We start from the raw sequence: 15292 nt of genomic DNA on the forward strand, positions 1-15292 counted from the left end.
TTCAGGTGTAAGAGGGAGCGCCATGACGATGAAGGCCATCCGCTACCACGCTTACGGGCCGCCTGAGGTCATCGAGCTGCAGGACGTCGGCAAGCCCACGGCCGGTGCCGGGGACGTGCTCATCCGCGTACGGGCCGCCTCGGTCAACCCGGGGGACTGGCACCTGCTCAGCGGCAGCCCCTACATCTTCCGCGCCATGGCCGGGCTGACCCGGCCCAAGTCCCACGGGCTGGGCGCCGACTTGGCGGGGGAGGTCGAGGCGGTGGGCAAGGACGTCACCGCCTTCCAGCCCGGCGACGAGGTGTACGGCTGCGCCCCCGGAGCCTTCGCCGAATACGTCACCGTGCCCGAGGGCGGCCCGGTGGCCAGGAAGCCGGCCGGGCTGACGTTCGAGCAGGCGGCGGCCGTGCCCACGTCGGCGCTGACCGCCCTGCAGGCCCTGCGTGACAAGGGGCGGCTCAAGGCGGGGCAGAAGGTGCTGGTGAACGGCGCCTCGGGCGGGCGCAAGGTCGTCATCACCGTCTGACGCCCGCCCGCATCGGCTGTTCGAGGGGTGAAAACCGGTTGAGGGTGTGCGGCCGGCGGGTGATCATCGCCCGATGAGCTGTGTCTTCTGCCGGATCGTCCAGGGGGACACGGCGGCGCACGTCATGCGTGCCGCGGTCGAGGTGGCCCGCCGGCTCACCGGCGCGTTGCGCGCGCCGGGCGTGAACCTCTGGCACGCCAGCGGGGAGACCGCCTGGCAGAGCGTGTTCCACTTCCACGTCCACGTGGTGCCCCGCTACGAGACCACCGACCTGACGCCGCCGTGGAGGGAGGTCGAGCGCCCGGTCGAGTCCCTCGCCGGCCTGGCCGCCGAGATCAGGGACTGGCCGCGGGGCCAGGAACGGCTCGCGCCGCGTGCTGAAGCCGCCGGTTCACGAAACTCACGATACGACGTGTTTACTCCGATATATCGTTCGATATAGCCTGCGATACATGATGAACGCACGTCGCAGTCCAGGGACGGGTCCCACGGGGCGCTTCTTCGGGCCGGGCGAGCTGCGCCTGGCCGTCCTGGCCTTGATCGCCGAGCAGCCCGGCCACGGCTACCAGGTCATGAGCCGCCTCGCCGACCGCTTCAACGGCACCTACGAGCCGAGCGCCGGCTCCATCTACCCGACCCTGCAGCTGCTGGAGGACGAGGGCCTCGTCCGGGTCGAGCCCGTCGACGGCCGCAAGGTCCACCACGTCACCGACGAGGGCAGGCGCGTGGCCGAGGAGCACGCTGCGGAGATCGAGCGGCTGTGGGGCCGCGCGGCCAGCAGGGGAGAGTGGGGGATGTTCCGCGAGCCCGAGGCGGCGGAGATCATCGGTCCCGCGCTGCGCCTGGTCAAGGCGGCCGTGAAGACGCTCGCCCACTCCCACGGGGATCCCCGGGTGATCGAGCGCATCCAGGAGATCTTCGTGGACGCCCGCCACCGGATCGAGGACCTCAGGAGGCAGGTGTGAGGCGCACTCTTGCCCGCAGGCTGCTCGACCGGATGTTCCTCACGGGAGAGGTCGTCGAGGTCGAGCAGCTCACCGCCCGCATGCGGCGGGTCCGGATCGGCGGCGGGGAGCTGTCGGGCCTGCGGTGGACCCCGGGCCAGCACGTACGGCTGCTGGTCGGCGACGGGAGCGGCCCGCTGGGCGGCGTCCTGCGCACCTACTCGATCTGGCAGTACGACCCCGCCTGGGAGGCCGTCGAGCTGATCGGCTACGACCACGGCGGCGACTCGCCGGGCGCGTCCTGGGTCAGGAACGCGCGACCGGGCCAGGAGATCGCCTTCAACCGCCCGGACGGGAGCTTCGTGGTGCGGCCCGAGGCTTCCTATCATCTGTTCGCCGGCGAGGAGACGGCCTCGGTGGCGTTCGGGGCGATGTTGCGGGCCCTTCCCGAGGGTGCGCGCGCGTGCGGCGTGGTGGAGGCCGAGGGGCCGGGTGAGCATCTGGACCTGCCCGGCGGCGGCCTGGTGCGGGTGAGCCGGGGCGGCGCGCCCGCGGCGCGTTCCGAGGTGCTGGTGAACGCGGTCAGGGAGCTGGACCTGCCCGCCGGGCCGGGGGTTGCGTACCTGGCGGGGGAGGCCCGTACGATCCAGGCCGTGCGCGCGCATTTGGTGGGCGAGCGCGGGTGGAACCGCAGGGACGTGCGGACGAAGCCGTTCTGGACCCCGGGGAGGAAAGGCATGGACTGACCGGGGCGAGGACTCGTCGATCCGTGATAATAATACCGGTATAGTTATCGACGAGGAGGGGTCGTGATCGAGCTCAAGTCAGCCGGTGAGATAGCGGCGATGCGCGAGGCGGGCAGGGTCGTGGCCGCAGTCCAGGCCGCGGTGCGGGACCGGGCGGCGGTCGGGGTGTCGCTGGAACAGCTCGACGAGGTGGCCAGGACGGTCATCGAGGAGGCGGGGGCGGGGGCGTCGTTCCTCGGGTACCACCCGTCGTTCGGGGCGATGCCGTACCCGGGGGTGATCTGCACGTCCGTCAACGGGGTCATGCTGCACGGGCTGCCGACGCCGTACCGCCTGCGGGACGGGGACGTGATCAGCGTGGACTGCGCCGCGTACATCGACGGGTGGCACGCCGACGGCGCGATCAGCTTCGCGGTGGGGCAGGCCCGCGCGGAGGATCTCAAGCTGATCAGGGTCGCGGAGGAGACGCTCGCCGCGGGCATCGAGGCGGCCCTGCCCGGCGGCCGGATGGGCGACATCGGGCACGCCATGTCCACGGTCGGGCGCGGCGCCGGATACGGCATGCAGAACGACTTCGGCGGCCACGGCATCGGCCGGGCCATGCACGAGTCGCCGTTCGTGCCCAACGAGGCCCGCCGGGACCGCGGGCTGCGGTTGCAGCCGGGCCTGGTGATCGCGATCGAGCCCAGCCTGATGGCCGGGGGCGGCGACGACTACTACATGGCCGACGACGGCTGGTCGGTGTGCTCGGGCGACGGCAGCAGGAGCGCGCACGTCGAGCACACGGTGGCCATCACCGCGGACGGCCCGGTCATCCTGACCTTGCCGTAGGTCCGCGCATCCCGAACGGGAACCTCGTGCCCCTGGTCCGCCGTTCCGCGACGTCGCGGACGTCGCGGACGTCGCGGACGTCGCGGACGTCGCGGACGTCGCGGACGTCGCGGACGTCGCGGACGTCGCGGACGTCGACGGTCAGGACGGTCGGGCGTGCGCCGCGCCCGGTCGCGCGGAACCCCGCCCCGCGCCGTCGCATCGAGTGCCACGACCCCGGGTCCGGCGATGAGGAACGGCGGCGCGCATCGCGTCGAGTTCGGGGCGACGTTCGGAAGCCTGGATGGATAGCCCGATATGTGTGGTTATGATCCTCTGCTTTCCCGTGGCACGCACCGGAGTGACGCCGTACCAGAACGTGATCCATGGTCATGAGCTGGTAAGGATCGAGGCGGTCGCTTTCCCCCTGCGCACACATAATCGTCAAGTTGAGCGATCTTCGTCCACCGTTCGACCATGCGTGCATTTCTGCAGGTCAAGAGCGAAAATATAGGTGTTTGTCAAACTTGAGCAGAGGGCAGATCTTCCTCCGATAGCTACGGAGAGTAGTCGAGAGTTATCCAGGGGAGAATCGATATGTACAGACAACGGCTCATTCTGGCCGGCCTCGTCGGAGGGCTGCTCATGTCCGGCGGCGCCGCGTTCGCCAACGACGACGAGACCGAGATCAACCAGGACCGCGCGCACGCTCCTCAGAGCAGCCTGAGGAGCGTCGACATCTGCTCCAACGGCGACCTCACCCTCGCCGGGGGCGATGTCAACCAGGGCACGGAGGGCGTTCTCGTTCTTGAGACCGGCGACATCCTGAGCCAGATCCTCGGCATCAAGAAGGAAGAGCGGAACTGCTCGATCGGCTGAAGTCGATTCTCAGCGGCCGAGAAGCGTAACCCAGGGGCCCGCCTGCAGGGCGGGCCCCTTCCCCGCGCTCACTGGGGCGGCCGACTCGCCTGCCGTCCGCAGCTGATCGCCAAGTAGCACGATCTTCGTCATCTTTTCTCCCGGGTCCGGTATTTCCGCGGGTCAAGAGCGAAATATAGGTGTTTGTCAAACTTGGGCGAGGGGCAGATCTTTCTCCGGTAGCTACGGAGAGTAGTCGAGAGTTATCAGAGGAGAATCGATATGTACAGGAAACAGCTCATTCTGGCTGGCCTCGTCGGAGGGCTGCTCATGTCCGGCGGCGCCGCGTTCGCCAACGACGACCAGACCGAGATCGACCAGGAGCACGCGCACGCTGCTCTGAGCAGCGTGAAGACCGTCGACATCTGCTCCAACGGCGACCTCACCCTCGCGAAGGGCGATGTCAACCAGGGCACGAGCGGCGTCATCGTTCTCAACACCGGCGACATCCTGAGCCAGATCCTCGGCATCAAGGGCGAACAGCGGAACTGCACGATCGGCTGAAGCAAATCCTCAGCGGCCGAGAAGCGTAGCCCAGGGCCCGCCTACAGGGCGGGCCCTTTCCCGTGCTCACGCTTCGTACGCGAAAGAGGCCTCGAAGGAGTGGCGCGCGATCCGGTCGAGCTGCTCGTCCGTCATCCCCAGCTCGCGCCGCAGCGCCGCGTAGTTGTCCTCCACGTAGCCGCCGAAGTAGGCCGGGTCGTCCGAGTTGACGGTCACGACCAGCCCCTCGTCCAGCATCGCGGGCAGGATGTGGTCGCGCAGGGAGCTGTCGTACGTGCCCGGCGGGGAGGGCGACCACTACCTGGTGGCGCTGGCCGTCGAGCGCGACACCGTCGTGCTGCACGACCCGCACGGGCACCCCTGCGCCACGCTGCCCACCGCCGACTTCCTGGCCGCCTGGCGGGCTGACGCGGTGAAGTATCTGGACACGTCCTACGTGATGCGTACCGGCTTCGTACGGGCGAGGCGGACGTCCGTGCCGCGGGCGTTGCGCGCCTCGCTGCCCGCCGCCGTCCGCTGGCTGGCGGGCCGGGACGACCTGCCGGTGCCGCCCGGCACGCTGGGCGGGGCCGCCGCGGCGCTGCGGCTGGGCGAGCTGGTGGAGGCGGGGCTCGACGAGGCGGTCCGGGGGATGCTCGTGCACTTCGGCGTACGGGTGGGCGCGCGGCGCCTGGCCGACGCCGCCACCTGCCTCCAGAACCTGGGCCTACCGGCAGCGGCCACCGCCGCCGACCAGGCCCGCCTGCTCGGCGCCCTCCAGCACCCGCTGGTCACGGGCGACGACCCGGCCGTCGCGGTAACCCTCCGCCGCCTCGCCCCCGGCTACGACCGCCTCCGCACAACCCTGACCGCCTCCGGCGCGATCCCGTCCTGAGCGCCCGCCCCCCGACGCCCTGCGCCCGGTCCCACGTGAGCTTCATTCCCCGGCGCACGGCGCCCGGGTCCTGCGCGAGCTTCGGCCTCTCCGCTCGACGCCCGGGACTTGCCGAGGCACCAGCACGGGAGCCCGCGCGTGGTCTCGACCGCTCCTCAAAAGGACCTCAGCCGCAGTGCGGTGGGTAGGGCCGGGCCGGTGGGCTGGCGTGTGCGGACCCGGTCGCGGTCCTGTGCTGAGCGCTGGGCTTCTGGCTGCCCGCGTGCGATCTTGGGCGCCCTTTCCCCCTCCCGAAAGGACCTCAGCCGAAGTGCGGTGGGAAGGGGCGGAGCGGCGGGTTGGTGTGTGCGGACCCGGTCGCGGTCCTGTGTGCGGGGGGAGGCGCGACCGGGTCCGCCCGGAGGGGAGCGCTTGGGCGTGCGGTGGGAAACCGGCTCGGGGTGGGGCCGGTGAAAGCCCGACGCTCCCTTGGTTCGGGGGGCTGCCCTAGCGGGCGGCGAAGTCCTGCGTCCAGGTGGGTCCCTTGGCGTTGTGACCGACGCCGATGTGGGTGTAGGAGCAGTTCATGATGTTGGCCCGGTGACCTGGGCTGTTGAGCCAGGCCTTGACCACGGCGGCGGCGCTGGGCTGGCCCTTGGCGATGTTCTCGCCGGCCATCCGGAAGGCGAAACCGGCTGCCTTGATCCGCTGGTCGAACGTGCGGCCGTCGCGCGAGTCGTGCGAGAAGTAGTTGTTGCGCGCCATGTCCGACGAGTGCCGCTCAGCGGCGAGGTGCAGCTTGGCGTCGTGGACGAGGGGCCGGCAGCCGTTCTTGGCGCGGGCCTGGTTGGTGAGGGTGACGACCGCCGTCTCGGGGGCGGAGGCGAAGCCCCCGGCCGAGGCCGGGCGCCCGCACGACAGCTTCACCGAGCGCGAGGTGTTGACGCGGCCCTGCGAGTCGAGCGCGACGACGTAGTAGCGGCGCGGGGTGCTGGTGCAGCGCACGTTGGCGGTGATCCGCCCGTTGCCGATGACCTTGGAGCCGCTCTTGACCACCGGATCGGTGCCCTTCACGGCGACCTGGACGCGCACCCTGAGCCGGGCCTGGTCGGCGCAGCCCGTCCGGGCGACCGTGCCCCGTACGGTGCCCTTGGAGACGAACGGCTTGGACGCGACCACGCGGCACGCCAGCCGCGCGCTCTGCGTGACGGGCTGGGCGGCGGGCTGTACGGCGGGCTGTACGGCCGCGCTGGAGGCCGCGGCGGGCGCGGGGATGCTCAATGCCGCCAGACTCCCGAGGCAGGCCATCGCCTTGAGCTGTCCGCGCATTATGTCCTCCGGTTCGGGGCTCGACACTGCGTCGAACCCGAATTCTGGCCCGCCCAAGTCGGCTTTGTACGGAAATTCCCGCCGTTACCTGGAGCTCCAAGTCGCTGAATCGTAATATGACCTGGTCTGAGACTCGGTAAACCAGAACGGCCCCCTGAGCGTCAGGGGGCCGCAAGGTGGGTCAGCGGACCGTCAGCACTGCGCGGGCTTGAGCCACGAGCACTCCAGATCGCCCGCCGCGCCGGGGTCCGCGGCCCGGAGCTGGGCGGCGGCGTCGCCGGCGGCCGCCGTACGGGAGAACTGGGCGAGCCGGATCGCGATCTTGTCCTCGATGTCCTTCGGTGAGGCCGACAGGTACTGGTTGAGCATGATCGAGAAGATCAGGGGTTCGCCGTCTGCGCTGGTGACGTAGCCGGACAACGCGGTGACCCCGGTCAGCGAGCCGGTCTTGGCGTGGACGTTGTTCGCCGCGGGCGTGTCGCGCATCCGGCTGCGCAGGGTGCCGCCCGTGAACCGGTCGGCGTTGCCGGCGATGGGCAGGGACTCGTACCAGGTGGTGAACCACGGCTTGCCCCGTACGGCGGACAGGAGCTGCACGATCGAGCCCGGCGAGAACCCGTCGCGCCGCGACAGCCCGGAGCCGTCCCGCATGTTGATCACCTGCACCCCGTTCGCCCTGGCGAAGTCGGTGCTGACCTTGAGCCCGGCCGACCAGGTGCCCTGGTTCGCGACCTTGCGGCCCATGGCCTTGGTGAGGATCTCGGCGTGGATGTTGTTGCTCAGCTTCATGAACGGCACCAGCAGCTCGCCCAGCGTCATCGACTCGTGCCTGGCCAGCTCCTTGGCCCCCGCGGGCGCCGCGCCCGCGACGGTCGGGCCGAGCACCTTGACGCCGTGCCCGGCCAGCGCCTTGCGGAACAGCGCGGACACGTACGCCGTCGGGTCGTCCACCGCCACCCACTCCTGGTACGGGTCCGCCACCGTGCCCGTGATGACCACCGTCCGGGTGCCGTGCTGCCGCTCGATGAGCACGTCGGTCTCGGCGCCCACCGTGGCCCGGTTGACGATCTTCAGGTAGTCGGTCTCGGGCGTGGTCGACACCTTGACCTCGTCCCCGTCGGCCGCCACGGCCACGATCACCGAGCCGGCGTCGTAGTCCCGGTCCGGCGAGGCGGTCAGGGCCGAGATCGGCGCCGCGTAGTACGCGGTCTCGTCGTCCCAGGCCCAGTCGTTGCCGAGCCGCTGCGTGTCGAACCAGGTGTCGTCGGCCACCAGCTTGCCGGTGACCACCTTCACGCCGGCCGCGGCGACCTCGGCGGCCAGCGCGTCGTAGTCCGCGGCCAGCATGGTCGGGTCGCCGGTGCCGCGCAGCACCAGGTCGCCGGCCAGCACCGAGCCCGCCTTGCGGCCGGTGTTGAGCACGGTCGTGGGGAAGCGGTAGTCGAGGCCGAGCGTCTCCGCCGCCGCGGCGGCGGTGAACAGCTTGGTGTTGGAGGCCGGGAGCAGGAGCTTGCCGGCGTCGGTGGCGTAGAGCTCCTCGCCGGTCTGCGCGCTCTTGACCACGACACCGGCCCTGGCGATCGTGAGCCGCGAGTCGCTGAGAATCTGGTTGAGGTCCTGGGTCAGGTCCGCCACGCCCACGGAGGGGTCGAGCGCGACGGCCGGGGAGGAGGGTCCGGACGCCCACGCGAGGGCCGCGACGAGCGCGCCCGCGACGAGGGAGGCTGAGGTGCGCCGCATGGGGTCTCCAAGTGACTGGGGGATCGCATGAGAGCATGGATCAGCGCAGTCAGCCTGTAATCCGCAAATATCCGTATTTATCGGGTGTGGCGGGAGTCGTCAGGACGGCTGGTGCGACGTCACCATGAACCCGCAGTCGCCGAACGAGATCTCGTCGCCCGACTTCACCCTGGCCGGCCCCACCAGCCGCCACCCGTTGAGCCGGGTGCCGTTGAGCGAGCCGAGGTCCACCAGCATCCATCCGCCGTCGCCCTCGCGGCGCAGCTCGGCGTGCACGCGGGAGACCGTCAGGTCGGACAGGACGAGGTCGCAGGCCGACCCGCGGCCCACCACGTAACGCAGCCGGTCGTCGTCGGGCAGGGCCAGCCGGGGCAGGCGCGGCCGCCGCCACGCCGACTGCAGCCGGGTGGTGAACTCGGAGACCGACGCCACCGCGTCGGTCAGCCGTTGCCGGAAAGTCTGCCGTTGCGGCAGGTCGGCCACCAGTTCGTCGAGCTCGTGCCGGTTGCGTGCGCGCAGCGCCTGGTCCACCCGGCCCACGAACGTGTCGTGTGAGATCCGGCCCTCCACGGCACGGTCTCTGAGCTCGTCGATCGCACGGTCACGTTCCCCATCTGAGGCGCGAAAGGGCGGATGCGTGGAGCTCATGTAGCGAGTATCGGCCTGAACCTCGCCCCGTGTCCAGAATACGCGGATCAGTTGCGATAGGCATGCGTCGTGCTCGGCCTGCCGCCGCCCTGGCGGGGCTGTTCAGGCGGCCGTGTCCGGGTCCGGCGCGACGGGTGGCGGGAGGCGGTACTTCAGCGTGATCAGCACCGACGCGAAGATGATCACCGCGGGCAGCGCGGTCTGCCCGATGAGGACCGCGGTCACCGCGCTGTCCGGCTGCTGGACGGGCGTGCTGGGCTCGGACTCGATGAAGCCGCTGATCGACAGGGTCACCCCGAAGATCAGCGCCCCGAACGAGCTCACCCCGCTCTCGATGGCCGTCCACAACCCGGTCAGCACGCCGGCCCGCCGCTTGCCCGTCCGCGCCGCGTCCGCCGCGATCACGTCCGCGAGCATCGAGAACTGCATGAGCTGCACGCCCGCGTACCCGATGCCCACCAGCAGGATCATCACGTGCGCCCACACCGGGCCGAACAGCGGCGTCGCCATGGCCGCCGTCGTGCCGCCCCCGAACAGCGCCGCCGCCAGCACCATCGCACCGCGCTTGTCGAAGCGCCTGGCCAGCCGCACCCACAGCGGCATCGTCAGCAGGATCGGGCCGACGAGCGCGGCGAAGAGCGTCTGCGTGGCCCCGGCCGACCCGAGCGTGTACGTCGCGAAGTACGGCGCCGCGGCCAGCATCATGCTGACGGCCAGCATCTGCGTGCAGGCCAGCACCGTCAGCCACAGGAACGGCGGGTTGCTCCTGATCGCGGCGAACTGCTCGCGCCACCCGCCGCGATCCGGCTCAGGGGCGCCGGTCATGGGAGCGCGGGCCGTGCCGAAGAACGAGCCGAGCATGGCCAGCAGCAGGATGACCGCGATCGTCAGCGCCATCAGCCGGTAGCTGCCCAGCGTGCCGTCCTCGCCCTCGCCGGTGGCGATGGCCGGCGCGAGCACGCCGCTGATGGCGGTGGCCACGCCGATGAACACCATCCGCCACTGCAGCAGCGACGTGCGCTCGTGGTAGTCGTGCGTCATCTCGCCGGGCATCGCCTTGTACGGCACCTCGAACAGCGCGTACGCCGTCGCCGTCGCCAGGAAGCACACGCCCACGTACGCGGCGGCCGGGTAGCCCGTCAGCGGCGGGCCGGCGAACACCAGGAAGAACGCGATCGGCAGCGTGCAGGCGCCCGCCAGCATCCAGGGCCGCCGCGGCCCCATGCGCGAGCGGGTCCGGTCCGACCACCGCCCCACCAGGGGGTTGATCACCAGGTCCCACACCTTGGGCGCGGTGACCACCACCCCGGCCAGCCACGCGGGCACGGCCAGGAAGTTCGTCATGTAGTACAGGAGGAGCAGTCCGGGCACGGCGTTGACCGTGGCCGTGCAGAACGAGCCCACCCCGTAGCCGACCCGCACGCCCCTGGGGACGGTGGTCGCGGGCACCGCCGGTGCGATCATGCCCTCATTGAAGCCGAGCGAGGGCTTGTTCGGGAGGGCCCACTTTCCGCGGGCCCTCCGTCAGTCGCTGACGTTCGCGCAGACCACGTGGGCGCCGATCTCGATCATCCGCCGCTCGCTGCGCGCGTCCGCCACCCTGGCCATGAGGATCGGCGCCCCGGAGGCGGCGAACTGCGGCAGCCGGGCGCGTACCAGGCGGTGCAGGTCGCGTACGACGTCCTCGGCGGCCGACATGTGCACCTTCACGTGCAGCATGATCCCCGGCGCCCCGGAGGCCGTGCGGGCCTCGGAGATCCAGACGTGGTGCACGAGCGGGAAGTCCATGAGCAGGTACGCGATCGCCTGCCGCAGCGCGGGCAGGATCGGATGCGTGCACCGCCGGTAACCCGGGTCCACCTGCTGCATCGGCCCCGACAGATGCGGCCTGGGCGCGGGCACCCAGGGGAACGTGGGAGCCTCCGGAGCCGGGGGAGCCACCTGGGCCAGCGCGGCACCGCGCGACACGGTGGCCATCGCCCCCGTCGCGTAGGCGGCGGGCACCGCCCCCGACAGGACGGGCGTGGGCCCCGTGCGCGTCGTGGTGAGGAAGCGCTGCAGATCGTCGATCGGCACGGCCGCGGCGGCTGGTCCGGCCGCGTCGATCACGATCTCGCGCACCCCGGTGACGCGCTGGATGTCCAGGATGGTGTCGGCGTCGCAGGCCGACAGGGAATGGCTGCCGCGGTGCCTGGCATAGGTAGCGGGGCCGGTGTATCCGAGCAGCACCCGGTCACCGGCCTGGGTCGTCCCCAGGACGACGGAACGATCTGGTCGCACTGCCACCAGGACTCCACCGTCGGCAAGTGCGCCCAGCAGGCGGTGCGGCGTGCCATGCTGAGCGAGCACGTCGGCAAGCGCAGGATTCCCGATGCTCATATGACGAACCATAGGTAGTCGGCCACGGCTTATCAGGCTAATGGCGAATAAATCTCCCGATCAAGACAAAGATGTGCGCAGAGTGGATGAGTTTGCCGAGCGCTGGGTACGGCGGTCCTCGTCTCACATCGTGAGTCCCTCGTGAACGCGTTCACAAGCGCCGGATAGACTCAGTGGGACCGCCGGGGGGATCCGTGGACGTGTCCCCCCCAAGCCCGCCGTGCCTTAAGGATCCACACCAGTGAACAAGCCCGTCGTTCTGGTCGCAGAGGAGCTGTCCGAGGCTGGCCTCGCCGTACTCGGAGCTGATTTCGAGGTCCGCCACACCGACGGCGCCGACCGTTCCCAGCTGCTGCCCGCCCTCGCCGACGTGGACGCGCTGATCGTCCGCTCCGCCACGCAGGTCGACGCCGAGGCCATCGCCGCGGCGCCCAAGCTGCGCGTGGTCGCGCGCGCCGGCGTCGGCCTCGACAACGTCGACGTCGAGGCGGCCACCAAGGCCGGTGTCATGGTCGTCAACGCGCCGACCTCCAACATCACCAGCGCCGCCGAGCAGACCATCGCCCTCATCCTGGCCAGCGCCCGCAACACGGCACAGGCCCACGCCGCGCTGAAGAACGGGGAGTGGAAGCGCTCCAAGTACACCGGTGTCGAGCTCGACGAGAAGGTCATCGGCATCCTGGGCCTGGGCAAGATCGGCCAGCTCGTGGCGCAGCGGCTGCAGCCGTTCGGCGTCGAGCTGATCGCCTACGACCCCTATCTGCCGCCGGCCCGCGCCGCGCAGATGGGCGTCAAGCTGCTCAGCCTCGAAGAGGTGCTCAAGCAGGCCGACTTCATCACCGTTCACCTGCCCAAGTCCAAGGAGACGCTCGGGCTCATCGGCGACCGGGAGCTGCACCAGGTCAAGCCGTCCGTCCGGATCATCAACGTCGCGCGCGGCGGGATCGTGGACGAGGGCGCGCTCTACTCGGCGATCAAGGAGGGCCGGGTCGCGGGGGCCGGCCTGGACGTGTTCGCCAAGGAGCCGTGCACCGACAGCCCGCTGTTCGAGCTGGACCAGGTCGTCGCCACGCCGCACCTGGGCGCCTCCACGCACGAGGCCCAGGAGAAGGCCGGCACCCAGGTCGCGCGGAGCGTGAAGCTGGCGCTGGCGGGCGAGTTCGTGCCGGACGCCGTCAACGTCCAGGGCGGGGCGGTCGCCGAGGACGTCAAGCCGGGCCTGCCGCTGGCCGAGAAGCTCGGCCGGGTCTTCACCGCGCTGGCCGGCGAGGTCGCCACCAAGCTCGACGTCGAGGTGCGCGGCGAGATCGCCTCCCAGGACGTGCGGGTGATCGAGCTGGCCGCCCTCAAGGGCGTGTTCGCCGACGTGATCGAGGAGCAGGTCACCTACGTCAACGCCCCGCTGCTGGCCAAGGACCGCGGCATCACCGTCGAGCTGGTGACCAGCTCCGAGAGCCCCGACTGGCGCAACGTGGTGACCGTGCGCGGCGTGCTCGCCGACGGCCGTACGGTCTCGGTCTCCGGCACGCTCTCCGGGCCGCGCCAGATCACCAAGATCGTCGAGGTCAACGGCTACGAGATGGAGATCGAGCCGACAGCCCACCTGTGCTTCTACACCTACACCGACCGCCCCGGCATCGTCGGCGTGGTGGGCAGGCTGCTCGGCGAGTACAACATCAACATCGCCTCGATGCAGGTGGCCCGTGACGTCAAGGGCGGCAAGGCGCTCATCGCGCTGACCGTCGACTCCGCCATCCCCGCCGAGGTCGTCGAGCAGATCGGGGCCGAGATCGGCGCCGAGAGCGGCCGTTCGGTGGACCTGGAGGACTGACCTCCCACACCGGCCGAGGGGCCGTCACCCGTCTTGGGTGGCGGCCCTTTTGCGTCTCACGATGCGAGATAGTAGGACATCCAAGCAGCATGCTCGGGTACTGTGTCGAGTAATGCGCCAGGTTCTCGTACTCATTACCTGCCGCGGCGGGGCCTGTTAGGGCAGGTCGACGACCCGCCGCGGAGAGCGGCGTTGGCGTCGGCCACTAAGTCCCTTCGTCCGGTCCGTGACCCGGACCACGAGATCAGGCCCGGTCGGATTCGCGACCGGAGTCCGGCTTCCCCCTTCAGGAAATTCTGGAACGCGCCCGCGAGAAGAGATGGGTCCCATGTACGAGATGTATGCCTGGAACCGTGCCGAAGACCACGACGACGAGGCGGCCGAGGCCGTCCAGACCGCGCTGGACCGCCGCGACAACGGCGGCGCCCCTCAGAACTCCAGCCGGTAGCACACGGCCGTCCGCCTCATCGCCGGCAGGGCGCCGACGATCCAGGCCGAGATGCGGTGCGTGATCGACAGGCCGCCGCGCCCCCGGTCGGGTCGAGGTAGTAGAGCAGGCCCTCGGCGACCACCAGCGCGGGAGCGTCGCCGGGGACCCGCTCCAGCCACGCCAGATCGGTGACCGATGACCCGATCGTGGCGCAACCTGCGCGCCCGGGGAACAGCCTGCCGCGCAGTTCGATGACCTCCGGGTAGTCCACGTCGTACCAGCGGACCGACGGCGGCGGGTCCATCCGGTGGACGCGGGTGTCGAGCCCGCAGCCCAGGTGCAGCACGGTGGCCCCGGGGCGGGCGTCAAGGAACTCGCCGGCCCACCTGTCGATGAAGCGGGCCCTGAGCGCCACGGCCTTGGTACCGCCGGGTCCGATGCCCGCCTGGTGAAGTCGTGGCCGATCCGCCGCCACGCTACGCCTGGGGCAGGGGGTACGGAGACCTGCCGTTATGGATACGGAGAGTGCTGATAACGTCGCGCTCCGTATCCATTCCATGAGGAGGTCCCCCCATGCACGCTTCCCTGACCGCGATCCGCCGCGCCGCCGCCGTCGCCGTCCCCGCGCTGGCCACCGCGGCCCTGCTCGCCGCTCCCGCCCACGCGCAGGCGGCCGAGCTGACCATCACCAAGTACCACGGCGGTGTGGCCCAGCGCTGGGTCCTGACCTGCGACCCGGACGACGGCAACCACCCCGACCCGTTCGCCGGCTGCGACAGGCTGCGCGAGATCGGCGGTGACCTCGACCAGATCCGGTTCCGCCCGAACGTGCCGTGCCCGCGGATCTTCGACCCCGTCGAGGTCCAGATCCACGGTCATTTCCACGGCGAGCCGCTGGACCTCGCCGAGCAGTACCCGAACCCCTGCTTCGTGGAGCGCCTGGCCGCCCCGATCGTGCCCTGACGACCTGGAAGAGAGCCCCTGAGGCGACCTGAAAGAGAGCGGCCCCGGGCTCGCGGGGCCGCTCTCGGCTTCTCAGAGGGTGGCGGTGAGCGTGGCCGGGGCGGAGGACCGGCGCTGCTTCAGCACCTCGGTCCACTGGCGCACGCCCTTGGGATCCGGCCGGACCGCTCCCACGAACGCCTGTCTGCGCCAGGTCGAGAGCTTCTCCTCCTTCACGACGTCGCCCGTGCGCGGCGCATGCACCATGTAGCCGGGCTTCGAGATCATTCCCACGTGACCCAGGTTGCTGAAGAACACCAGGTCACCTGGCTTTAGATCGTTCCATGCGATTTTCCTGGAAAATGCCCCGTACTGTTCGCGGGCGGTGCGCGGCAGTTCGATGCCCGCGGCTTCGTAGGACCTGAGCATGAGCCCGGAGCAGTCGTACCCGCTCCTGCTGGTCCCGCCCCATACGTACGGGGTGCCGCGTTTGTCCATGGCGTAGTCGAGGGCGACCTTCCAGGCGGGCGTGGGGGCCTGCGCCTCCTGGATGCGCTTGATCTCGGCGCCGGTCAGGGTGGTGGTGTCTTTGTCCGTGGTGGCCCGGGCCTCGTCGGTGGCGGCCTGGGCGGCTGGGGTGGCCAGGATGAGCCCGGCGACACCGGCCGCCAGGGCAATGGCGATGCGAGACA

At 70.5% G+C, this 15292-nt stretch carries 19 protein-coding genes; 10 read left to right on the plus strand and 9 right to left on the minus strand.

Going from position 1 to position 15292, the window contains the following annotated elements; genetic code table 11:
• Positions 1 to 22 precede the first annotated feature (22 nt).
• The 5 genes from AB0J69_RS17160 (at position 23) to map (ending at position 3047) form a co-directional block, all read left to right on the plus strand.
• Complete coding sequence (locus AB0J69_RS17160; protein WP_364117875.1) at positions 23 to 526, plus strand: NAD(P)-dependent alcohol dehydrogenase; 504 nt, start codon at positions 23 to 25, stop codon at positions 524 to 526.
• Between the two features lie 73 nt (positions 527 to 599).
• Positions 600 to 968, plus strand: a complete 369-nt coding sequence (locus AB0J69_RS17165; protein ID WP_364117877.1) for an HIT family protein — start codon at positions 600 to 602, stop codon at positions 966 to 968.
• A gap of 10 nt (positions 969 to 978) precedes the next feature.
• Positions 979 to 1491: a PadR family transcriptional regulator gene (locus AB0J69_RS17170; RefSeq protein ID WP_364117879.1), complete on the plus strand. Its 513-nt coding sequence runs from the start codon at positions 979 to 981 to the stop codon at positions 1489 to 1491.
• Complete coding sequence (locus AB0J69_RS17175; protein ID WP_364117881.1) at positions 1488 to 2216, plus strand: siderophore-interacting protein; 729 nt, start codon at positions 1488 to 1490, stop codon at positions 2214 to 2216. Before AB0J69_RS17170 ends, AB0J69_RS17175 begins: the two co-directional genes overlap by 4 nt.
• Before the next feature lie 63 nt (positions 2217 to 2279).
• The gene (gene map / locus AB0J69_RS17180) at positions 2280 to 3047 is read left to right on the plus strand and encodes a type I methionyl aminopeptidase (RefSeq protein ID WP_364117883.1); all 768 of its coding nucleotides are present in this window, start codon (positions 2280 to 2282) and stop codon (positions 3045 to 3047) included.
• Here map and AB0J69_RS17185 read toward each other — a convergent pair.
• Positions 3028 to 3249 (minus strand): hypothetical protein, encoded by a 222-nt coding sequence (locus AB0J69_RS17185; protein ID WP_364117885.1) that lies wholly within the window; start codon positions 3247 to 3249, stop codon positions 3028 to 3030. The genes map and AB0J69_RS17185 overlap by 20 nt on opposite strands.
• Positions 3250 to 3623: 374 nt before the next feature.
• Between AB0J69_RS17185 and AB0J69_RS17190 the strand changes: the two genes are divergently transcribed.
• Together AB0J69_RS17190 and AB0J69_RS17195 are read left to right on the plus strand one after the other, a co-directional pair.
• Positions 3624 to 3905 (plus strand): hypothetical protein, encoded by a 282-nt coding sequence (locus AB0J69_RS17190; protein ID WP_364117886.1) that lies wholly within the window; start codon positions 3624 to 3626, stop codon positions 3903 to 3905.
• A 261-nt stretch (positions 3906 to 4166) separates the two neighbouring features.
• Entirely contained in the window at positions 4167 to 4448 is a 282-nt protein-coding gene (locus AB0J69_RS17195) for a hypothetical protein (RefSeq protein ID WP_364117888.1), read from the plus strand.
• A gap of 66 nt (positions 4449 to 4514) precedes the next feature.
• Here the strand turns inward: AB0J69_RS17195 and AB0J69_RS17200 are convergent, their stop codons facing one another.
• Complete coding sequence (locus tag AB0J69_RS17200; RefSeq protein ID WP_364117890.1) at positions 4515 to 4685, minus strand: hypothetical protein; 171 nt, start codon at positions 4683 to 4685, stop codon at positions 4515 to 4517.
• 10 nt (positions 4686 to 4695) lie between these two features.
• On the opposite strand from AB0J69_RS17200, the gene AB0J69_RS17205 reads away from it, so the two are divergent.
• The gene (locus AB0J69_RS17205; protein WP_364117891.1) at positions 4696 to 5322 is read left to right on the plus strand and encodes a hypothetical protein; all 627 of its coding nucleotides are present in this window, start codon (positions 4696 to 4698) and stop codon (positions 5320 to 5322) included.
• 486 nt (positions 5323 to 5808) lie between these two features.
• On the opposite strand, the gene AB0J69_RS17210 is transcribed toward AB0J69_RS17205, so the two are convergent.
• The 5 genes from AB0J69_RS17210 to AB0J69_RS17230 form a co-directional block, all read right to left on the minus strand.
• Entirely contained in the window at positions 5809 to 6630 is an 822-nt protein-coding gene (locus tag AB0J69_RS17210) for a CAP domain-containing protein (protein ID WP_364117893.1), read from the minus strand.
• Positions 6631 to 6822: 192 nt separating this feature from the next.
• A complete protein-coding gene (dacB, locus tag AB0J69_RS17215; protein WP_364117894.1) occupies positions 6823 to 8370 on the minus strand; it encodes a D-alanyl-D-alanine carboxypeptidase/D-alanyl-D-alanine-endopeptidase in 1548 nt (515 codons plus the stop codon).
• 99 nt (positions 8371 to 8469) lie between these two features.
• Entirely contained in the window at positions 8470 to 9018 is a 549-nt protein-coding gene (locus tag AB0J69_RS17220; protein ID WP_364117896.1) for a DUF1707 and FHA domain-containing protein, read from the minus strand.
• 102 nt (positions 9019 to 9120) lie between these two features.
• A complete protein-coding gene (locus tag AB0J69_RS17225) occupies positions 9121 to 10482 on the minus strand; it encodes an MFS transporter (protein ID WP_364117897.1) in 1362 nt (453 codons plus the stop codon).
• 60 nt (positions 10483 to 10542) lie between these two features.
• Positions 10543 to 11397, minus strand: a complete 855-nt coding sequence (locus AB0J69_RS17230; RefSeq protein WP_364117899.1) for a hypothetical protein — start codon at positions 11395 to 11397, stop codon at positions 10543 to 10545.
• A 241-nt stretch (positions 11398 to 11638) separates the two neighbouring features.
• On the opposite strand from AB0J69_RS17230, the gene serA reads away from it, so the two are divergent.
• The gene (gene serA / locus AB0J69_RS17235) at positions 11639 to 13228 is read left to right on the plus strand and encodes a phosphoglycerate dehydrogenase (protein ID WP_364117900.1); all 1590 of its coding nucleotides are present in this window, start codon (positions 11639 to 11641) and stop codon (positions 13226 to 13228) included.
• A 464-nt stretch (positions 13229 to 13692) separates the two neighbouring features.
• On the opposite strand, the gene AB0J69_RS17240 is transcribed toward serA, so the two are convergent.
• Positions 13693 to 14217, minus strand: coding sequence for a class I SAM-dependent methyltransferase (locus AB0J69_RS17240; protein WP_364117902.1), 525 nt, complete (start codon positions 14215 to 14217; stop codon positions 13693 to 13695).
• 14 nt (positions 14218 to 14231) lie between these two features.
• Here AB0J69_RS17240 and AB0J69_RS17245 point away from each other — a divergent pair, with 14 nt between their 5' ends.
• On the plus strand, positions 14232 to 14621 hold the full coding sequence (locus AB0J69_RS17245; protein ID WP_364117904.1) for an SSI family serine proteinase inhibitor: 390 nt from the start codon (positions 14232 to 14234) through the stop codon (positions 14619 to 14621).
• A gap of 72 nt (positions 14622 to 14693) precedes the next feature.
• Here AB0J69_RS17245 and AB0J69_RS17250 read toward each other — a convergent pair whose 3' ends face one another.
• Positions 14694 to 15098, minus strand: coding sequence for a C40 family peptidase (locus AB0J69_RS17250; RefSeq protein WP_364117906.1), 405 nt, complete (start codon positions 15096 to 15098; stop codon positions 14694 to 14696).
• Positions 15099 to 15292 lie beyond the last annotated feature (194 nt).

It is taken from the genome of Nonomuraea sp. NPDC049709, from assembly GCF_040674815.1.
Taxonomy (GTDB): Bacteria; Actinomycetota; Actinomycetes; order Streptosporangiales; family Streptosporangiaceae; genus Nonomuraea.